Genomic DNA, 18,617 nt, shown 5'->3' with positions numbered 1-18,617 from the left:
TATCTAAAAAGAGATGAATTTTACTTGATTTACTCGCAAATTATAATATTTTCGCCAAGCAGTGCAGCGCTATCAATAAGAGCAAAAAGCTGCTCTTTTTCAAACAAAAATCCATAAATTTGATCTTCATTTTTTAGTATCGCAAGCTTTAGTGGCTCTACAAGCGAGCTTGCGCAAAGGTTTAAAAAAGCTTCATCGATATGATTTTGCGAAATTTGGGGCTTATTTTTAAAATTTTCATCTTTTATAAAAGAGAGAAATTCCTCTTGCGAGGTAGATTTATTAAATTTAAAAATTAGTTTTTCTTTTAAGGCCTCAGCCAAAATTTCATCAAATTTAACTAGGTCAATGTGATCTTTTACGCCTAAAATTCTGGCAAAATTTAGCAAGTTTTTATCATAGCTAGCCACATTTTTCTCATGCTCACTTTGCGCCTTTTTAGCCCTATAAATGGCGTAAAGACCGATAGCTATAAACAAAAGTGAAAGGGTAAAAACTTCGCTCAAAAACTCACTCATCATCATCCTTATAAAATGCAAACTTCGGTCTTAAGCTCTACGCCAAATTTCTCTAAAACTCTAGCTCTAGCCAAATTTATAAGGCTAGTGGCGTCCTCAAAGCTTGCGTGGTTAAAATTTATCAAAAAATTTGCGTGCTCTTCGCTAAATTTCGCTCCGCCGATCACGTGTCCCTTTAGTCCAACTGCCTCTAGCAATGCCCCTGCAAAGTGTCCTTCTGGATTTACAAAGCAGCTGCCAAAGCTAGCTCCTTTTGGTTGATTTGCCCTTTTTGCGCTTATAGCATCAGATATGCTCGCATCAAAGCCACTATGAAGCTCAAATTTAGCCCCCAAAATGGCCTCATCTATGCCGCTGTGGCGGTAGCTAAAGTTTATCTCCTCTTTGCTCACCCAGCCACGAGCCAGACGCACATGCGTGAGGTTGTCGCTTATGCTAAATTTAAGCAGTCCAGCGTTCATTTTTATAAGTCCGCCAAGCGTGCCTGGGATATTTTTTAAAAACTCAAGGTGAGCTATGTTGTTTTGCTTGCAGAAGTTGTAAATTTTGGCTGATTTTGTCGCAGCACCTATCTCAAGGCAAATTTTTTCATCACAAATTTCTAAATTTATATAGTCAAAGCTCTTGCCAAGCATCGCCATTTTTGGGGGATTTGGCGAGATAAGAAGGTTGTTGCCCCCGCCTATCATCACAGCGCCTAAAAAGTGAGGTGAGCTTAGATCTTCAAGGCTATCAACCTCGAAAATTTCATGCACGCCGCCTATCCTAACCGAGGTAAATTTAGAAAAATCAACAAGCCTCGTCACTGGATAAATTCCGGTATAAAATCAAGCATGCGAGTGGTAAACTCAACCATCATCGAGATCATCCAAGGCATCAAAAATATGATGACAACGACGACTAGCAAAATTTTTGGCACGAAGCTTAGTGTGGTTTCGTTTATCTGCGTGGTCGCTTGAAAGATGGAGATGATAAGACCTGCTATTAGGCCGCTTAGCAGCATCGGAAGGCTGATATAAAGGGCGATCTTAAAGGTTTCAACTCCAAGTGAGACAAGCGTGCTTTGCATCAGCTAAACCTTACTTCGTTGTATTCAGTTGGGATTAGGTAGTCATTTACGTCGATAGCTTTTTCAAAAAAGCCTTTGTCGTAGCCTATTTGATAGAGCTTATTTAGCGCTTTTAACTGCGTTTCATTCATGCTTATTGACTCGTCATTTGCATATAAATTTAGATACGCTTTAAGCTCATCTTTGCCAACTCTGATGAGGTTTCGCTCCATTAGCATGTGAGATAAAAATGGCTTGTGCGAAGTAGCGATCCTAACGGCCTCGCTAAGCACTCTCTCGCACTCTATCGCGTCGGTTATCGGTAGGCTTCGTCTAAGCGCCATGCCACCAAGTGGAAGCGGTAAATTTTCGCCATTTAGCTCGCTCCAGATGTCCCAAATTTCGCGCTCCACACAGAGCTGATTTGAGAAATTTAAGATACTTTCATGTATGAGCACGCCAGCATCGACCTCGCCGCTAAGCACAGCATTTTCGATCTCAAGGAAATTTTTATAAACGATCCTTGCCTCTGGGTAGGCTATACGAAAAAGCAGAGCATTTGTCGTGTTTTTGCCAGAGAGTGCGACCTTGAAATTTCGCTTTAGCTGCTTATCTTTTAGCTTGATAAGCTTTGGACCATATCCGTTGCCAAAGCTCACCGCGCAGCGTAAAAGTGCAAATTCATCGCAAATTTTAGGATAGAGTGCAAAGCTGATCGCTGTGGCCTCATAAGTGCCTTTTAGCGCCTCTTCGTTTAGCGTTTCTATATCAAGCGCCTTTGATGTAAAGGCTAAATTTTTACTGCTAACCCAGCCAAATTTGACCGCGGCATACATGAAAATATCGTCAGCATCAGGTGAGTGAGCGACGTTTATGGTTTTTAGATTGTGCAAAGATGATCCTTTTTTTTGATTACGCCATTTTAATGAAATTTATTTAAAATAAAGTTTTAAGGGCGGTTTTGAAATGATTTTACCAGCTTTGCCTCTTTGAAATTTAGCACGTATTTCACGTCTATGGCCTCTTTTGCGCCCTTTCTTCGAGCTTGGAGCGTTGAGTAAAACGGATGCTTAAGTTCAAGCATCTTAAGCAGTTTTTTATCGCTATCTTCTTTTTTTATATTTTCAACGATTATTGTCGTTATAAATTTGCCCTCGAACTCGTAAAATGGCCAGATAATCACGCCAGCGTCGCTTGTTTTAAAGTCATTTATTTTAGATTTTTTAGGGATATTTAGCATGGAGATGATCTTTTTGCGTGAGCTGTCCGCATTTTGCGCCGAGATCACCTTTACAAGCAGGTCCTTTTTGACGCCGATACCATTTTGGCTAAAGCGATAAACTCCGTCCTCAACTATGCCAACCTTTTCAAAGGCGTTAGCATAGTTTGCGGCGGTGCAAGCAGTCAGTAAAAGCGACAGAATCGTTAAAATTTTTATAAATTTCATCTTTTCTCCTAAATTTTAACTCTTTTTAGCCTATCTGAAGCGAAATTTTTTCTGCCAAATTTAGCCTCACTTTTGCCGTTTAGCTCGACTAGATCGCCTGTAAAGCCACAAATGTCATTTTTAACAAGATAGCTTCCCACGCCGTAAATATCAACTGGGGTTTTAAATTTCTCAAATTCGCTCATTTTTTGCGGATTAAAACCTGAGCTAACTACGATTTTAACGTGCTTAAAGCCAGCTTTATCAAGCGCCTCTCTTAGGGCAAATATAAGCTCCTTGCAAACGCCGTGTGGGTCAAATTTGCTCACATCTTTGTCTTCAAAATACCTATCTATCAAATTTTTACTAGTATCAACTCTAACTGCGCCAAGCCTCTCTTTTAGGGCATTTGCAGCCTTTAAAGCATCTGTTATCACGTCGTTGTTGTAATCAACCAAGGCCGTGATCTGCTCGTTTTCAAAGGTTCTAGCGTAAATTTGGCAAGCCTTCACCACATCTCCGCCACACATTTGAATGAGTGCGTGAGGCATGGTACCACCACCTTTTAGCCCTGTAAGCTCGCCCTGAGCGTCTGTGGCAACCTTTTTTATACCGCCGATAAATGATGCATAGCCGTCGCCTGGCTGCGTGCATATGTCGTCTTGTCTGTCTGCCATGCTAAAGACATCCTTGCCATTTGCTGCTTTTATCACGTCTCTGGAGTTTGTCGCCACGCAGCTTCTTCTAGTAAGCGTCGCATCGATCACGTTTTCTAAAAAGCCAAAATCCTCATACTTGCCGCTTATCTTTAAAACTGGCTCGTTTGCGTTTATGATATCTCCATCATCAAGCGCGTAAATTTCAAGCTCGCTTGGGTTTTTGGCAAATTTATTGATGATAGCTAAAACCTCGTCGATACCGCAAAGCACGATATCATCGCGCCTTTGAAAAAACTGCATCGTCACGTGCTGATCGGGCAGGTTTTGCTTAATTATCTCATTTACTTTTAGAAAATATTTCGCCGTAAAATAGCCCTCGCCGATCCTAGGATCTAGCCTAAAAGTCTTATCTGTTAGCCTCTCTATCTTGCCTTGTATCTTTAGCTCAAGTTCGTTCATGTATGTCCTTTTGTTTTTGCGAGATTATACCATTTTAGAAAAAGAGTAAAATTGTAAAAATATATTTTAAGAATGTATAAGAGTATATTTTATAAAATCCTGAAATTTTATTTTTAAAGGAAAAAATATGAAAAAATTTTTACTTTTAATGGCAGCAGTCTTTGCATTTGGCAATGAAAATTTGCTAGTTAGTGCGGGCGGTGGATATAAAAAGATAGTCGAAGCAGTCGCGCAAAATCTCAAAAAAGATGGCGTAAATATTGACACCTCTTTTGCAAACATCACAGCGATCATGGCGCAGGCAAAAGAGGGCAAAACTGACGTGATCGTGGGCGATGAAGACTTTTTAAAAAAGTCTGGTCTAAAGATCGCTGAGTATGTAAATTTAGGCTCTGGCGCTTTGGTGCTAGCTACCAAAAAGGGCGTAAAAATAGAAAAAATTGATGAGCTAAAAATGCTTTCAAAAATCGCTATGCCAGACGCGGCAAAGACAGTTTATGGCAAGAGAGCTAGTGAGTTTATGCAAAAAGCAAATTTAGAGGGCGAGCTAAAGGATAAAATTTTAGCAGTTGCAGGCGTGCCACAGGTCGTTACCTATATATTAAACGGCGAAGTTGATGCTGGCTTTATCAACCAAACTGAGCTAAACGCGCACAAGGATGAATTTGGTAGTTTTATCTTGATAGATAAGGCGCTTTATGCACCGGCAAACATCGTAGCTGCAAAGCTTGAAGGATGCGAGAAAAAGGCTGACTGTGTTAAATTTATAGATGAGCTAAAAAGCGAGAGATCAAAAGAAATTTACGCTAAATTTGGCATAAGATAGGGCGAAATTTGCAAGAGCTCGCTTGGCTGTTTGATCCGCTATTTTTAAGCATAAAGGTCGTTTTGTGCCAAGGGCTTTTGCTTGCTATTTTTGGGCTAGCTCTAGCTTATTTTCTAGCTTTTAGCAACTCTAAATTTAAAGCAGTTGCCGAGATGGTAGTCACCTTTCCACTCATATTTCCGCCCATTGCGACTGGATTTTTACTGCTTTATCTACTTGGCAAAAATGGTATCATTGGCAAGGCTTTAAATTTAGAGATCGTCTTTAGCTTTAAAGCCCTTGTGATAGCAGCTTTCATAGCCTCGCTGCCACTTTTTGTAAAGCCCGTAGCCTCAGCGCTAGGCTCACTTTCAAAAAGCCTAAGTGAAGCAGCATATAGCCTTGGTAAAAATAAATTTCAAACAGCCATTTTGGTGCTTTTCCCAAGCATCGCAAAAAGCGTGGCAGCAGCCTTTATCCTAGCGCTCTCGCGAGGGCTTGGCGAGGTTGGCATAACGCTCATTTTAGGCGGTAATATCATAGGCAAAACAGACACCATCTCACTTGCTATCTACAACGCAGTCTATGATGGCAGAAACGATCAGGCACTCGCTTTAAGTCTTGTTTTAGTTGTGCTTAGTTTCGTCTTATTTTTCATTATAAATTTGCTAGAAAAAAGTAGGATTTAGCACAAATTTTATGCCAGCTAAAAATTAAATTTATTTAAATTTCGCTACAATTAGGGGCTTATATAAAAATTTAGGAGAATTTTCTATGAAAAAAGAAGATATAAAAGAGCTTATCGAATTTTTTAATGGTATGGAGATGAATCATATCAAGATAAAAAGTGGTGATTTTGAGGTCGAGGTAGAGAAATTTGCTGATTATTGCGCACCTGCAAAGCCAGCGGCACAAGCAGCAGCTCCAGCGCCAACACCTGTAAATGTTGTCGTTAGCTCAGAGGTAAAACCAGCTGCAAATTCGCCAAAAGATAGCATAAAATCTCCTATGGTAGGTACTTTCTACGCTGCTCCAAGCCCAGGTGCTGCTCCATTTGTAAAAGTAGGTCAAAGAGTGAGAAAAGGCGATGTAGTGGGCATCATCGAAGCTATGAAGATCATGAACGAGATCGAGGCTGAATTTGACTGCCAGATCACTGAGATGCTAGTCTCTGACGGACAGCCAGTTGAGTTTGGATTGCCGTTGTTTGGCGTGGAGAAAAATTAATGGAATTAAAAAGAATTTTAATCGCAAACCGCGGCGAGATCGCTCTTCGTGCTTTGCGAACGATAAAGGAGATGGGTAAAGAAGCCGTTGTAGTTTATTCAACCGCCGACAAAGACGCGCTTTATGTAAAATACGCCGACGTAGCCATCTGCATCGGTAAAGAGCGCTCAAGCGACAGCTACCTAAACATCCCAGCTATCATAAGTGCAGCTGAGATCAGCGAAGCAGACGCTATCTTCCCAGGTTATGGCTTTTTAAGTGAAAATCAAAATTTTGTTGAAATTTGCTCACACCACAAGATCAAATTCATTGGACCAAGCGTTGCTGCGATGGCTTTGATGAGCGACAAGAGCAAGGCAAAACAGGTCATGCAAAGAGCTGGAGTGCCAGTCATCCCTGGCTCAGACGGCGCTGTGGCTGATACAAAAGCTGCAAAAGAGCTAGCCAAAAAGATCGGCTATCCTGTCATCTTAAAAGCTGCAGCAGGCGGCGGCGGACGTGGTATGCGCGTGGTTGAAAAAGAGGCTGATTTAGAAAAAGCGTTTTGGTCTGCTGAGAGCGAGGCGATGAGTGCATTTGGCGATGGCACGATGTATATGGAAAAATATATCCTAAATCCACGCCACATCGAGGTTCAAATCATCGGCGATAGCCACGGCAACGTGCTTCACATAGGCGAGCGCGACTGCTCTATGCAGCGCCGTCACCAAAAGCTGATCGAAGAGAGCCCAGCCATCTTGCTTGATGAAAAAACAAGAGAGAGGTTACACGAAACTGCCATAAAAGCGGCAAAAGCGATCGGCTACGAGGGAGCAGGTACGTTTGAGTTTTTGGTTGATAAAAATTTAGACTTTTACTTCATCGAGATGAACACAAGGCTTCAAGTCGAGCACACAGTAAGCGAAATGGTAAGCGGACTTGATATTATAGAGCTTATGATAAAAGTGGCCGAGGGCGAAAAGCTACCGTCACAAAAGAGCATCGAGCTAAAAGGCCATGCGATCGAGTGCAGGATCACAGCCGAGGATCCAAACACCTTCACTCCGTGCCCTGGCAAGATCACAAAATATGTCTGCCCAGGCGGTCGCAACGTGAGAATGGATAGCCACATCTACCAAGACTACTCTATACCGCCGTATTATGACAGTATGATCGGCAAGCTCGTAGTTTGGGACACTGATAGAAATAGAGCTATTCACAAGATGAAAGTTGCTCTTGATCAGCTCATAATAAGTGGCATCAAAACAACAAAAGACTTTCACATCGCCATGATGGAAAACAAAGACTTTTTAAGCAACAACTACGATACAAACTATCTTTCAAGACATTAAAACTAAATTTTAAACCATTGCCCTTTGGCTTTGGTTTAAAATTTCATATTTAAATTTATTTTATAAAGCCAAATTTTTATGAGTTGAGCTATTTTAAATTTAAGAGAAATTTAGCCAGTTTATAACTACTTGCAAAACGTAATAAATACTAAAAATTTATCTAAATTTATTAGTAGCAACTAAGCTTTGTGATATTCATACCATTTTTAAAATATGGCGGATAGGGCATAGTCACGGTAAATGGCACTGCTTTTTGCTTTGGTAAATTTTGAGCTACGTCAAATTTATATGCCACAGTGTTTGGTCTCTCGTCCTCATCGCCTCCAAAAACCCATGAGAAAAATGAGAGTCCGCTTGGTTTAAAAAACGCCTCGCCGCCAAGATCGTTTTTGTTTAGCGGTTGATTTATGAGCTTAATTGTAAGGGTGCATTTGCTAATGGTAAATTTACCGACATTTCTTACTTGACCACGAAATACAATGCTTTCATTTCTTAACACTCGCTCGCTTTTTACGCCTTCGACTATGCCTTTTTTGGTGTATTTATCAAGAACTAGCATCAAAAAAATGGCAAGCGTGGTTGAGACCAAAATGTTTGTAAAAAGTAGCGATAAAAATAGTTTTCGCTCAGCTCTAAATGAAAGCACAAGAAATAAAATAGAAAGTAGTGCGATCGCAAAAAGCACGATGATATGCACGATGGTAAAGTAGTTTGAGCTCATCAAAAACACTCCGCTTTTTTGGTGATATTGTAGTCAATGAAGGCAAAGTCATTGACAAATTCTCTTATCTGTTTGCTCTGCTTTGGTAAAAGCACTTCATTTAAAATGATCCTTTTTTTAGCAAAAGGGTTTAGCGAATTTAGAAAATTTCTCGTGCTTTGTTTTGAGCCAAGGTAGAAGCCAAGCTCGATTTTGCAAACGTTTAATGTGTAGTTTGAGTTATTTGTGATGTTAAAATCAACCATCAACGCATCGACATATTGAAGCTGTTTTGTGTTTATTTTGCTTATGCTAACTGGTCTTAGATTTTCATTTATATATTTGTTTGCGTAGTAGTTACCTGCGAAAAGTCCCAAAAAACCAGCTAGGATAAATAAAAATCCTATCTGCCACCATGACTTTATCGCGACGAAAATTCCTAAAAGCACGATAAATATAAAGGCTAAAAATACCCAACCATAGGCTAAAAAGTCGATAAGTTTGGCATTTTGAAGTATGAAAAGTATGTTATGCTTGATGCTATTTAACATCTCGCGATCTTTTTTCTTCGATGCCACTCATGCCAAAACGCCTTGCAAGCTCGTTTTTAACGGCATCTGGATGTATGTTGTGGGCTGAAAGTGCCACAAGTGTGTGAAAGCAAAGATCAGCTGCTTCATAGATGAGGTCATTTTTTGCTTTTTGCTCATCTTGTTTTATCTGCTTGGTAAAACTAAGCTCTTTTGCCGCCATGACAAGCTCTGTAGCCTCCTCGCCAACTTTTTTTAGAATTTGATTTTCACCCTTTTTAAAAAGACTTGCCACGTATGAAGTTTGCGGATCAGCATTTAGCTTTCTATCTTCTATAACGTGATAAAGCTCGTCAATGACGCCGTAACTTGGCTTTTTAACCTCGCATTTTTGATCAGAAATTTCTAAATTTTCTAAATTTATCTCGTTAAAAAAGCAAGACCTTGCCCCAGTGTGACAAGCAGCGCCTCCGTTTTGAACGACTTTTAAAAGCAAAGTGTCGTTGTCGCAGTCTAAAAACGCAGCCTTGATCTCTTGCGTGTTGCCACTCTCTTCGCCTTTTTTCCAAATTCTATTTTTAGTGCGTGAAAAGTAGTGAGCGTAGCGGCTAGATAGAGTTAAATTTAGTGCTTCTTCGTTCATATAAGCAAGCATCAAAACCTCGTTTGTAGCGTGATCGCAAACCACCACCGGGAGCAATCCACCAACCTTTTGCCAGTCTATACTTTTTGCTACGCTATTCATTTTTACCTTTCGCTAACCGAGCTAGCTTTTGCCCTATCTTTTGCATCTAGCCAGATATTTGGTACAGCTCCGCCAGGTGTTAAGAAAATTTTGGCATCTTTGTTCTCTTTAAGAGCGTCGTTAAATCTATTTTGTGTCTCGATCTGCTTTAAATTTAATAAATTTTGATCGACACTTTTTGCGATCTCTTTGTTTGCATACGCAGTCGCATCAGCCTCGATCTTGATAGCATCGGCCTTACCCTTTGCTTCGATGATCGCAGCTTTTGCAGTACCTTCTGCAAGGGCAGCTTGTTTTAGAGCCTCTTGATTTGCACGCTCGACCTCGTATTTTGTCCTCTCAGCCTCTTGTTTAGCGATCTGGACACGCTCGATCTGCTCTTTTACCTTTGAAGGCAAGATGATCTCACGAAGCTGCACTGTTAGAAGCTCGACTGGCTTGTTTGGCTGTGAGTCGATGTCTTTTCTTATGCCCTCATCTATCTGCCTTGCTAGGTCGTTTCTCTTAGTTGGTAGCTCTTCGGCTGTGTATTTACCAGCGATGCTGCGAACCACGTCGCGCACGACAGGATCAACGATCTTGCTCTCCCAGCTAAGACCCCAAGATGCGATAGTTTGTGGTGCATTTTCTGGATTTAGACGGTATTGCACGGTGATATCGATGCTAACTGGTAAATTTCTAGCGTCCAAAACTGAGATAGAGTTTTTGCGTAAAATTCCAGCTCCCTGATAAGACTTTTGCAAGCTCTCGCCCATATCTTCGCCTGAAGTGTAGTTGATGATCCTAACTCTAGTATCAACTACGATGATATTTTGGATAAATGGTAAAAAGAAGTGAAATCCTGGTTGCAAAGGATTTGGCTCATATTTACCCGCTGTGGCTTTGATACCGACCTCGCCTGAGTGTATCACTTTAAATGGCTGAGTGATAGCAAGGATCGCGATAATGGCGATTATTATGTAGGCTAGCGCACCAAATTTGCCAAAGCCGCTTGGTATATTTGGCATTTTAAAATCCTTTTTAAAAGGTGGCTCTTTGTCGTTATTTTGACCTGAGCCCCTGTTGTCATTACCTGGCTTTTTTTTGTTGAAATAATCATTTAAATCAGCGGGCATTTCGTTCCTTTAAATCTTAAATATATGTTAAAAATGATTCGTATTTTTTGTTTAGACCATAAACTACGTCAAAGTAAGCTTTTTGTAGTCTCTTTGTCACTTCGCCTCTAGCACCGTTGCCGATGATGCGGTTGTCTATGCTGTTTATCGGCGTTACTTCAGCTGCAGTGCCAGTGAAAAATGCCTCGTCAGCTGTGTATGCCTGATCTCTTGTGATGCGCTCTCTTCTTACTTCGATGTCAAGGTCGTGAGCTAGTCTTATGACTGTATCTTGAGTGATGCTAAGTAGACTGTTGTCGTTTGGCGGAGTGATCAATGCGCCATTTTCAACGATAAAAAAGCACTCGCCTGGACCTTCAGCTACAAAGCCCTCGCTATCAAGAAGTAGCGCCTCATCGTATCCAGCCTCTTTTGCTTCGTAGTTTGCCATTTGTGAGCTTAGGTAGTTTGAGCTAGCCTTTGCTCTGTTCATTTGAGCAGCAGGGGCTAGTTTAGCAAAGCTTGAAATTTTAACTCTAATGCCTTTTTCTAGGCCTTCATCGCCAAGATAAGCACCCCATTCCCATGAAGCGATAGCGGTTTGCACTGGTGCTTTTGTGTGAGCTACGCCCATTACGCCGTATCCTAAAAATATAAGTGGGCGGATATAGACGTTGCTGTTATATTTATTTGCGCGAAGTAGCTCGATCTGTGCTTTTTCAAGCTCTTCTTCAGTGTAAGGCACGTTTAAAACGGTCATTTTTGCTGATCTTAAAAGTCTTTTTGTGTGGTCTTTGAGTCTAAAAATAGCTAGACCTTTTTTTGTTTTATAAGCTCTTGTGCCCTCAAATACGGCGTTAGCATAGTGCAAAGAGTGAGTTAGAACGTGTACTTTCGCATCGTCCCATTTTACTAGTTTTCCATCCATCCAGATGAATTCTGAAGCGTTCATAATTAAACCTTTCTTTTTTAGAAATTTGATCCGAGTTTATCTAAAATTGCTTTAAATTTACATTTCTAAGCCCAAAATGTCCGTAAATTTTAGGCTAAAGTTACTTATTTAAAAGCTCTTTTATCGTCTTTGCCATCTCATCGATCGATGATGCTGCGTTTAAATTTATCAGATACTTGCCGCTTACTACAAAGGCTGGCACACCGCTAATGCTAGCTACATCATAAGAGGCAAACCACTCGTTTAAAAGCTCTTTTGCACGATCTGAGCTTAGCGCTTTTTCATACTCGTCTTTGCTAACGTGAGCCGCATTTAGCGCTAGATCTATAAATCTTTGCTTATCTTTGCCATCATTAAAGTCATCTTTTTCATCGTGTCTTGCTTTATAGATCGCAAATTTAGCTTGCTTAAATTTAGACTCATCGCTTAGCAGATCAGTCCCATTTGCCTCGTCTATCGATATAAGAGCGGCGAAAATTTTACTTGTAGTCTCGCCAAGCTTGCCTTTGGTGCTTAGGTGATATGGGATAAATTTAACCCCGTCAAGCTTTGACATCAGCTTTCTTGTGATCGTTCGGTCAAATTTATAGCAGTGAGGGCAGTCGTAGCTAAAGACCTTGACGACTGAGTTTTTAGGCACGTTAAGCGGTTTTGCTAGAGTTTGATACTCCACGCCTTCAGTCAGTGCTGATAAATTTAGCGCAAAAAACGCACTTAAAATTAGCATTTTTATAAGCTTCATCTTTGCTCCTTATTATTTTTTGTCATTTACCATTGCGGCTTTACATTTTTGATATTTTCATAGTCAGTACCATTTACTAGGCGCTTTCTACTCGCATTAAATTCACCACTTATTAAGCTTCTTGATGCGTTATATTCAAGTGGTTTTGCACCTACGATGTCTGCAAAAGTGTGAATGATGTCATCACTCATAAATTTATAATCCTTTGCCACTTCAAGTTTTTGCCAAATTTGTGGATATTTTGCTTTAAATTTATCAGTTCCTATAAATATAAGCGGAATTTCTAAAACAAAGCGATTTATCATACCGTGACCTCTTATGCCATCTATCTCAAAAAGAGCTTCGCCGTGGTCAGAAAGATAGACTATCAAAGCTTCATCGTCTTTGAAAATTTTATAAATTTCATTTATCACGTAGTCATTATAAAGTACGCTATTTAGATACCATGCAAAGCTCTCTTTTTGCCCAGGGTTCATTTTGTTTTGTAGATCATTGGCTGTAAATTTTGCAAAATCTTTTGGATACCTTAGGTCGTATTTAAAGTGATTTCCCATTAGGTGAATGATATAAAAATTTGACTCTCCAAGGTTTTGTTTTATCTTTGAAATTTCAGGCAAAAGTATACCATCTGTTTCTCTACCGGCATAATTTGTAGCTGATGCAAATTTTTGTGTAAAAAATGTGATATCACTTCTATCTGCAACACTTTTTTGTGTTGTAGAGTATCCGCCGATATTGCTTTGATTACTTATCCATGCTGTTTTGTATCCTACTAGACTAAACATATCAACGATGTTTAAGCTCTTGCTCCAAGGCTCTTTGCTTTCATAGTTTGAGAAATTCAAAACCTTTGAAAGAGAACCATTTGTATATGTGTCAGGGGCGGTAGTATCTGTATAGATTATGGCATTGCCACTTTGCTTTAAAGCCATTAAATTTGGTGTAGTTGGCAAACCAAATCCATAAACGCTCATCTCATTTTTTTGCAAGCTTTCACCGATCACAAAGACTACATTTGCTACTTTTTGCTCGGCTTTTATGTTTTGATTTGCTACTTTAGATGCGTCATAATCTTTTAAAATTTGCTTATTGCTAGCTAAAAAATTATCATCTAAAAGATATTTTTTTAAAACAAAAGCGTAGTTTATCAGGATGTGTTCTGAGAGCTTGCTTATAGCTCTATCAGCTTTATTAGACGATATTCTCATTGCTGATTTTGTAAAAAATACAGCTGCAAAGGCTATATAAATTACCGAAAGGACAATAATAGTTTTTCGGCTAAATTCTTTTGTGCTAGATCTTTTATATCTTGTCATAAAATAAAAGATGATGCATAAAAGTATAGCAACTACTAGATATTTAGCTTCAAAAAATGTCTGAAAAAACTCACCGGCTTCATCTGGATTTGTGTGTAGCACACTATCTATTATTGCTATATTTATATCTGTTTTTAAACTTGTTAAAGTGAAAAAATTTATAAAACATAGAACAAAAATGGTTAGTGCATAAGCTAGATAAACCCCTTTAAATAACCCACGACTTAGCAAGTAAAGAACATGAGTGATAACTAAATTTAGTAAAAATATAGTAGTTAAGCTTCTTGCCATATGCATAAGAGCTATACGGTCAGTTCCTTCAAAAAAGTAAATTTTATAGATATTTGCGATAAACATTACAAGTGTTGTAACCACAAATATATTTATAAATGGACTTTTTATAATGGTATTAAAAAATTTGGTCATTTTTTACCTTACTTCACAAGATCAGCTAGCACTTTTGCGGCGTGGTCTTTGGCTTTTACGCTTTTGTAAATTTTAACTATCTTGCCGTCTTTGCCGATCACAAAGGTGCTTCTGGCGATACCAAGATACTCTTTGCCGTAGTTTTTCTTTACCTGCCAAACGCCATAAAGCTTTGAAATTTCTTTATCCTCATCGCTTAAGAGGATGTGCTTTAAATTTTGCTTTGCGATAAAACCCGCATGCGACTTCACGCTATCTGGGCTAACGCCGATGATAACGGTGCCATTTTTGATGAACTGATCGTAGTTTGCGCTAAATTCGCAAGCCTCAGTCGTGCAGCCTGGAGTGTTGTCTTTTGGGTAGAAGTAAAGCACCACATTTTTGCCTATAAAGTCCTTTAGTGCGACCTTTACGCCATCTTGATTTAGCGCTTCAAACTCTGGCGCCCTGTCGCCAACTTCAAGCGTTATCTTTCTCTCAATGTCTGCTTTGCTAAATTCGCTCATTTCATCCCCTTTCTTTTGTCCTCTACGCTCTCGCCGCCTACGCCGATATTGCCAGCGTCGTGAGTTTCGATAAAGATCATAACCGCCTCTTTTTTCTTGCCAAGCACTCTTACAAGCGTCTCGGTTACCTCTTTAAAAACTTGATCTTTTTGCTCTTTTGTAGGCTCTGGGCCTGCTATTTTGATATTAACATAAGGCATTTTTGCTCCTTTTTTAAGATGCAAAATATTAGCCAAAATGAGTGAAATTTCAGATTAAAGCCGTTATTTAAGAATTTGGCATTAAAATAAGCAAACTTCCAAAAGGAGCGAAAAATGGACTATAACAGGCAAAATAAGGGCTTTGTTTGCTTTATGTATGGCTTTGGACGAAGCAGGGCGGTTTATGCAGTTTTGATGATACTAATGGCGCTTTTAGCTTGTTTTTTAACGCTTACTTCAAGCGCTCAAGCTGACTTTTCAAATTTACAAATAGCCCTTGGCATCATACTTTGTGGCCTTTTGCTGATCCTTGTAAATCCTAAAATTTTCATCATCAAACTAATTGGCTACTTAATCGCTTTAGCTGGCGTTATGATCGCCCTTCACAACGCAAATTTGCTGGGAGCTGATTTTAATTTATACTTTTACGCAAGCCTTATTTTTGGGGCATTTATGATGCTTATGCTTCTTAGCTGGTTTGTCTATAATGCAAGAAGCAGCGAAATAAATGAAATTTAGTTCGCCACTCCCATTAGCACGCTTGTGTAGGTGTTTTGCTTAGGCTCTGAGCTTGTTGCATCGTTTATATTTATGCGGCCAGCCTCAAGCCCAGCTTTTATAAGCGCCTCTTTTACCGCATTTGCACGCTCATTTGCAAGCTCTATTAGCTTTGCTTTATCGACCTCGATGCCCTTTAGCGCCTCTTCTCTTAAGGCTTTTTCGCTTCTATCTTTTAAATTTGGCACAAGCTCATTTAAAACTGCGATGTAGTCTTTGCCGCTTGAAGCGATGATTTGATTGATCTTTTGATCTAGTTTTTTGTTCTTATAAAAGCTCTCATCGAGTTTTGAGTATGTTGGCGTTATGCTAAGCTTCATCTTAGGTTTTGAGCCAGTTAGCTTTATAAAATCAGCTATCTTAGGGGCTTCTGAGCTTATAAGCTCGCTACTTCCAGCAAGAAAATCAATAGAGCTAAGATCTTTGCTGCCAAGTCCTAAAGCGTTGCCTAAAAATCTAAATGGAGCTAGCGTGATGTCGGCAAAGAGCTTTTTCACTGCAGCCCAGATGACGCCGCCATATTTAAAGTCAGGATCGTCTAAATTTCCCTCAACTGGCAGATCGATGTTTATTTGATTATTTTGATCGCTAAGTATCGAGATGGCAAGCGAAAGCGGTAAATTTACAGCATCTTTTGACTCAACCTTCTCTCCAAGTGTAAGAGAGTCAAAATTTATAAAATTTGAGCCATTTAGTTTTGAGTCGGTGACGCTATAGTTTAGGTTTAAATTTAGCTTGCCTTTTTTGATCTTATAGCCCACAAACTGCCCGCTATAAGGTGTCACGTTAACTAGATCGATATTTTTAAAATCAAGCTTTATATCGGTATTTTGCTTTAGCTCAAACGGAAAGAGTTTTGCAGTGATCTGTGCAAAGCCATTTTTGCCAACCACACCTTGAAACTCGCCTGAGCTTGGGCGCTTTTTATCGATGTCGGTGAGCTTACCATTTAGCTTTGAGATCGTTGTGGCAAATGGCATAAATAGCGATGCGTCCGAGAAATCAACCTCGCCATTTTTTAAAGAGAAGTTTTTCACGCTAAATTTTAGCTCGTCATCTTTTTTGCTAGCTGCCTTTTTGCTCTCAGGTTTTGCCTCGGCTTTGGCCTTATTTTTATCCTCTTTTACGATCTGAGATAGGTTAAATTTACGCTCTTTGCTTAGATGAGCCTTGATAAATGGCGAATTTAAGCTCACTCCGCTTATGGCAAGGTCATTTTTGGCAAATGAAATTTTTTCAAGATCTAGGCTTTTAAAGGCGATCAGTTTTTCATCCTTTTTGCCATTTAGCCTTATGTCTTTGATGCTAACTTTTGCGTCTGCTTTGATATCTTTTGCGTAGTGAAGCTGCGCGTCCGCGCTCATCTGACCACTAGCTAGAGATGCTTCTAAAAACGGCTTTGCATAGGCAAAATACTTTGGTAAATTTGTATCATTTAGCTTGATTTTAGCGCTTACATCAAGTGGCTCGATCTTTATCTTTGAATCAACATCCAAATTTAGCTTTTGTGAGCTTTTCATCGCCACTTTTGCGTCAAATGGCTTGCTAAAATCGCTACTTAAATTTGCTACTTTTACAAAAAGATTATCAAATTTATGAGTGATCTTTTCGCCCTCAAAAAGGTGCGTCAAAGCGATATCTGCGTTATTTACACTTATATTTTTTACATCAAATTTAAACTCATTTTCTTTGCTTTTTGAAGCACTTTTATTTTCAGCTTTTTTCTCTGCTTTTTTAGTGTGTTTTGCCGCCTTTGTAGCTTTTGTGCTCTGCTCGCCAAATCCTAGCTCATTTACAGCGCTTAGCCCATTCTCACTTAGCTCTGAGCTAAATTTCGCTCTGTTTATGCTTACATTTTCAACCCCAAGAGCCATTTTTAAAATATCAAAGCTTACGCTCTTTACCCCCGCATCAGCGACGCTTGCTATCTCTTTATTTTTTGCTTTAAGCTCTATGTTTTTTACATTTAGCTCATCAAGGCTCGCAAGGCTTTTGTTGCCATCCATTGTAAAATTTGTATTTGTCACGCCAGCACTTGCTACATTTGCATTTGCACTTTTGCTAAGTGGCGCATTTATGCCATTTAGTGCTATTTTTTCTAGCGTTAGGGCGGTTTTGTTGTTTGCTAAATTTATATTTAAATTTGAAGCATTTACATCTTTTAAATTTGCTAAATTTCTATCTGCTTCATCTACTTTAAGAGCGTTTGCGCCTACGCTTTTTAGCTTGGCTGTGGCGTTTAGCTCGCTTTTTTCATTTAAATTTGCAAGAAGCGAGATATCACTTAAATTTAGTGATTTTACGCTCGCGGCGATATTATTTTTAAAAGAGATATCATTTAAATTTATAGCACTTAAATTTAGCGCAGCCTCTGTTTTGTCAGCTAGTTTGCTAACAAGATCAAATTTTGGAAGCTCAAGCTCGCCAAGGCTAAGCTCATTTGCGCCTTCATCAAGGCTTAGTCCTTTTACATTTAAAAAACCATCTTTTAAATTTATCCTAGTTGCGTTCTCATCGGCTTTTAAAGCGTAGTTTATCTTTAAGTTTATAACGGCATTTTTTAGATTTAACGTGTCATTATCGATAAAACTTATCGCAACTGGCTTTATGCTAAAGTCTTTTATGCTGACGTTGCCATCTATTTTTAGTGGATTTAGCTTGATATCGCCATTTAGATCGATCTTGTGCGCTAGGCTTGAGTTTGAGTCAAATATGTGGTTGCCAGCGCTGTTTTTCTCGGTATTTAGCGAGCTTAGCTCGTAGTTTATATCATCAAAGCTTACGTTAAATGGCTTTGTTAAATTTTGATCGCTATATGAAAATGAGCCTTTGATGATTTTTGCGTTATTTAGCGCGAAATTTATCGAGCTAGTGCTGTTATCTTCGCTAGTTGCGTTATCATCGCTTATAAAATTACTAAAGTTAAAATTTGCTTTTTTATCTCTTGCGATCTTTACTTTTGGCTCATCTAGCCTAAAAATGTCAATCTCAACTAGCTTTTTAAAGATGGAAAATGGCTTTAGCTTAAGGTCGATCTGCTTCGTGCTAAAAAGCGGCAAAGTGGTGTTTAGCTCGGCATTTGTAGCGTTTAGCTCAAAGGTAAATGGGTTAAATTTAGCATCACCAACAAAAAGCGTTGCGTTGTAGTCTTTTAGGTATTTTGGCGCGATATTTTTGATAGCATAAGGCAGGCCAAAAAAGCCAAGAAGCGTGTAGATAAGCAAAAGTGAGACTACGCAGATGCCGGTGATTAGGGCTATTTTTTTCTTTTTATCCATTGTGAAATTTACCTTTTTGTCAGCTAAAATGAGCCTTGATTTTACTTTAAAAAAGGTTAAAAGATAGTTAGAAATTTCAAATTTTCTATACATTAAA

Annotated in this window: 21 protein-coding genes; 5 read left to right on the top strand and 16 right to left on the bottom strand. The window is 39.2% G+C overall.

What is annotated here, in order from left to right:
* Positions 1–29: 29 nt before the first annotated feature.
* From F3G98_RS00855 to F3G98_RS00830, 6 genes are all read right to left on the bottom strand, one after another.
* A complete protein-coding gene (locus F3G98_RS00855; RefSeq protein WP_103607764.1) occupies positions 30–518 on the bottom strand; it encodes an addiction module antitoxin in 489 nt (162 codons plus the stop codon).
* A gap of 8 nt (positions 519–526) precedes the next feature.
* Positions 527–1,324 carry a UDP-N-acetylmuramate dehydrogenase gene (locus F3G98_RS00850; protein WP_103617081.1) on the bottom strand — a complete coding sequence of 266 codons (798 nt, stop codon included), beginning with the start codon at positions 1,322–1,324 and terminating at the stop codon, positions 527–529.
* Positions 1,321–1,590, bottom strand: coding sequence for a flagellar biosynthesis protein FliQ (gene fliQ, locus F3G98_RS00845; protein ID WP_223154231.1), 270 nt, complete (start codon positions 1,588–1,590; stop codon positions 1,321–1,323). The genes F3G98_RS00850 and fliQ overlap by 4 nt, the downstream gene beginning before the upstream one ends.
* The gene (locus tag F3G98_RS00840) at positions 1,587–2,402 is read right to left on the bottom strand and encodes a menaquinone biosynthesis family protein (protein WP_410369148.1); all 816 of its coding nucleotides are present in this window, start codon (positions 2,400–2,402) and stop codon (positions 1,587–1,589) included. Before F3G98_RS00840 ends, fliQ begins: the two co-directional genes overlap by 4 nt.
* Positions 2,403–2,515: 113 nt before the next feature.
* Positions 2,516–3,013: a chemotaxis protein gene (locus tag F3G98_RS00835; RefSeq protein ID WP_103607767.1), complete on the bottom strand. Its 498-nt coding sequence runs from the start codon at positions 3,011–3,013 to the stop codon at positions 2,516–2,518.
* A gap of 8 nt (positions 3,014–3,021) precedes the next feature.
* Complete coding sequence (locus F3G98_RS00830) at positions 3,022–4,110, bottom strand: nicotinate phosphoribosyltransferase (protein ID WP_103607768.1); 1,089 nt, start codon at positions 4,108–4,110, stop codon at positions 3,022–3,024.
* A gap of 127 nt (positions 4,111–4,237) precedes the next feature.
* On the opposite strand from F3G98_RS00830, the gene modA reads away from it, so the two are divergent.
* The 4 genes from modA to F3G98_RS00810 all read left to right on the top strand — a co-directional run bounded on the left by modA (position 4,238) and on the right by F3G98_RS00810 (position 7,473).
* Positions 4,238–4,936, top strand: a complete 699-nt coding sequence (modA, locus tag F3G98_RS00825; protein ID WP_012140444.1) for a molybdate ABC transporter substrate-binding protein — start codon at positions 4,238–4,240, stop codon at positions 4,934–4,936.
* Positions 4,937–4,944: 8 nt separating this feature from the next.
* Positions 4,945–5,604, top strand: coding sequence for a molybdate ABC transporter permease subunit (locus F3G98_RS00820; protein ID WP_012140442.1), 660 nt, complete (start codon positions 4,945–4,947; stop codon positions 5,602–5,604).
* Positions 5,605–5,689: 85 nt separating this feature from the next.
* Positions 5,690–6,142, top strand: a complete 453-nt coding sequence (gene accB / locus F3G98_RS00815) for an acetyl-CoA carboxylase biotin carboxyl carrier protein (protein ID WP_002940019.1) — start codon at positions 5,690–5,692, stop codon at positions 6,140–6,142.
* A complete protein-coding gene (locus F3G98_RS00810) occupies positions 6,142–7,473 on the top strand; it encodes an acetyl-CoA carboxylase biotin carboxylase subunit (RefSeq protein WP_004317853.1) in 1,332 nt (443 codons plus the stop codon). The genes accB and F3G98_RS00810 overlap by 1 nt, the downstream gene beginning before the upstream one ends.
* 169 nt (positions 7,474–7,642) lie before the next feature.
* Here F3G98_RS00810 and F3G98_RS00805 read toward each other — a convergent pair whose 3' ends face one another.
* The 9 genes from F3G98_RS00805 to F3G98_RS00765 all read right to left on the bottom strand — a co-directional run bounded on the left by F3G98_RS00805 (position 7,643) and on the right by F3G98_RS00765 (position 14,684).
* Positions 7,643–8,194 carry a DUF2393 family protein gene (locus tag F3G98_RS00805; RefSeq protein ID WP_087581391.1) on the bottom strand — a complete coding sequence of 184 codons (552 nt, stop codon included), beginning with the start codon at positions 8,192–8,194 and terminating at the stop codon, positions 7,643–7,645.
* Positions 8,194–8,724, bottom strand: coding sequence for a DUF2393 family protein (locus F3G98_RS00800; protein WP_103569306.1), 531 nt, complete (start codon positions 8,722–8,724; stop codon positions 8,194–8,196). Before F3G98_RS00800 ends, F3G98_RS00805 begins: the two co-directional genes overlap by 1 nt.
* The gene (hisIE, locus tag F3G98_RS00795) at positions 8,714–9,448 is read right to left on the bottom strand and encodes a bifunctional phosphoribosyl-AMP cyclohydrolase/phosphoribosyl-ATP diphosphatase HisIE (protein ID WP_149725619.1); all 735 of its coding nucleotides are present in this window, start codon (positions 9,446–9,448) and stop codon (positions 8,714–8,716) included. The genes F3G98_RS00800 and hisIE overlap by 11 nt, the downstream gene beginning before the upstream one ends.
* A gap of 2 nt (positions 9,449–9,450) precedes the next feature.
* On the bottom strand, positions 9,451–10,563 hold the full coding sequence (locus tag F3G98_RS00790) for a prohibitin family protein (protein WP_021088100.1): 1,113 nt from the start codon (positions 10,561–10,563) through the stop codon (positions 9,451–9,453).
* 16 nt (positions 10,564–10,579) lie between these two features.
* Positions 10,580–11,494, bottom strand: a complete 915-nt coding sequence (locus F3G98_RS00785) for a branched-chain amino acid transaminase (RefSeq protein ID WP_002939975.1) — start codon at positions 11,492–11,494, stop codon at positions 10,580–10,582.
* Positions 11,495–11,594: 100 nt separating this feature from the next.
* Entirely contained in the window at positions 11,595–12,236 is a 642-nt protein-coding gene (locus F3G98_RS00780) for a thiol:disulfide interchange protein DsbA/DsbL (RefSeq protein ID WP_103630214.1), read from the bottom strand.
* Between the two features lie 26 nt (positions 12,237–12,262).
* Positions 12,263–13,978, bottom strand: a complete 1,716-nt coding sequence (locus F3G98_RS00775) for a phosphoethanolamine transferase family protein (protein ID WP_149725618.1) — start codon at positions 13,976–13,978, stop codon at positions 12,263–12,265.
* An 8-nt stretch (positions 13,979–13,986) separates the two neighbouring features.
* Entirely contained in the window at positions 13,987–14,484 is a 498-nt protein-coding gene (bcp, locus tag F3G98_RS00770) for a thioredoxin-dependent thiol peroxidase (RefSeq protein ID WP_012140434.1), read from the bottom strand.
* Positions 14,481–14,684 (bottom strand): tautomerase family protein, encoded by a 204-nt coding sequence (locus F3G98_RS00765; RefSeq protein ID WP_009295389.1) that lies wholly within the window; start codon positions 14,682–14,684, stop codon positions 14,481–14,483. Before F3G98_RS00765 ends, bcp begins: the two co-directional genes overlap by 4 nt.
* Positions 14,685–14,798: 114 nt before the next feature.
* Here F3G98_RS00765 and F3G98_RS00760 point away from each other — a divergent pair, with 114 nt between their 5' ends.
* The gene (locus F3G98_RS00760; protein WP_012140433.1) at positions 14,799–15,203 is read left to right on the top strand and encodes a hypothetical protein; all 405 of its coding nucleotides are present in this window, start codon (positions 14,799–14,801) and stop codon (positions 15,201–15,203) included.
* Here F3G98_RS00760 and F3G98_RS00755 read toward each other — a convergent pair.
* Positions 15,200–18,520 carry a DUF748 domain-containing protein gene (locus tag F3G98_RS00755; protein ID WP_149725640.1) on the bottom strand — a complete coding sequence of 1,107 codons (3,321 nt, stop codon included), beginning with the start codon at positions 18,518–18,520 and terminating at the stop codon, positions 15,200–15,202. The genes F3G98_RS00760 and F3G98_RS00755 overlap by 4 nt on opposite strands.
* Positions 18,521–18,617: the final 97 nt, after the last annotated feature.

It is taken from the genome of Campylobacter concisus (assembly GCF_902460895.1).
In the GTDB taxonomy this organism is placed as follows: domain Bacteria; phylum Campylobacterota; class Campylobacteria; order Campylobacterales; family Campylobacteraceae; genus Campylobacter_A; species Campylobacter_A concisus_BC.
Note: the sequence above shows the minus strand (reverse complement) of the source record. Positions and strands in the feature narration are given on the sequence as shown.

Bases quoted from the DNA above. Each gene is read 5' to 3' on its own strand.
- F3G98_RS00855 (WP_103607764.1), bottom strand. From the start codon at position 518: ATGAGTGAGTTTTTGAGCGAAGTTTTTACCCTTTCACTTTTGTTTATA.
- F3G98_RS00840 (WP_410369148.1), bottom strand. From the start codon at position 2,402: ATGTATGCCGCGGTCAAATTTGGCTGGGTTAGCAGTAAAAATTTAGCC.
- F3G98_RS00835 (WP_103607767.1), bottom strand. From the start codon at position 3,013: ATGAAATTTATAAAAATTTTAACGATTCTGTCGCTTTTACTGACTGCT.
- F3G98_RS00830 (WP_103607768.1), bottom strand. From the start codon at position 4,110: ATGAACGAACTTGAGCTAAAGATACAAGGCAAGATAGAGAGGCTAACA.
- modA (WP_012140444.1), top strand. From the start codon at position 4,238: ATGAAAAAATTTTTACTTTTAATGGCAGCAGTCTTTGCATTTGGCAAT.
- accB (WP_002940019.1), top strand. From the start codon at position 5,690: ATGAAAAAAGAAGATATAAAAGAGCTTATCGAATTTTTTAATGGTATG.
- F3G98_RS00810 (WP_004317853.1), top strand. From the start codon at position 6,142: ATGGAATTAAAAAGAATTTTAATCGCAAACCGCGGCGAGATCGCTCTT.
- F3G98_RS00805 (WP_087581391.1), bottom strand. From the start codon at position 8,194: ATGAGCTCAAACTACTTTACCATCGTGCATATCATCGTGCTTTTTGCG.
- F3G98_RS00800 (WP_103569306.1), bottom strand. From the start codon at position 8,724: ATGTTAAATAGCATCAAGCATAACATACTTTTCATACTTCAAAATGCC.
- hisIE (WP_149725619.1), bottom strand. From the start codon at position 9,448: ATGAATAGCGTAGCAAAAAGTATAGACTGGCAAAAGGTTGGTGGATTG.
- F3G98_RS00790 (WP_021088100.1), bottom strand. From the start codon at position 10,563: ATGCCCGCTGATTTAAATGATTATTTCAACAAAAAAAAGCCAGGTAAT.
- F3G98_RS00785 (WP_002939975.1), bottom strand. From the start codon at position 11,494: ATGAACGCTTCAGAATTCATCTGGATGGATGGAAAACTAGTAAAATGG.
- F3G98_RS00780 (WP_103630214.1), bottom strand. From the start codon at position 12,236: ATGAAGCTTATAAAAATGCTAATTTTAAGTGCGTTTTTTGCGCTAAAT.
- F3G98_RS00775 (WP_149725618.1), bottom strand. From the start codon at position 13,978: ATGACCAAATTTTTTAATACCATTATAAAAAGTCCATTTATAAATATA.
- bcp (WP_012140434.1), bottom strand. From the start codon at position 14,484: ATGAGCGAATTTAGCAAAGCAGACATTGAGAGAAAGATAACGCTTGAA.
- F3G98_RS00765 (WP_009295389.1), bottom strand. From the start codon at position 14,684: ATGCCTTATGTTAATATCAAAATAGCAGGCCCAGAGCCTACAAAAGAG.
- F3G98_RS00760 (WP_012140433.1), top strand. From the start codon at position 14,799: ATGGACTATAACAGGCAAAATAAGGGCTTTGTTTGCTTTATGTATGGC.
- F3G98_RS00755 (WP_149725640.1), bottom strand. From the start codon at position 18,520: ATGGATAAAAAGAAAAAAATAGCCCTAATCACCGGCATCTGCGTAGTC.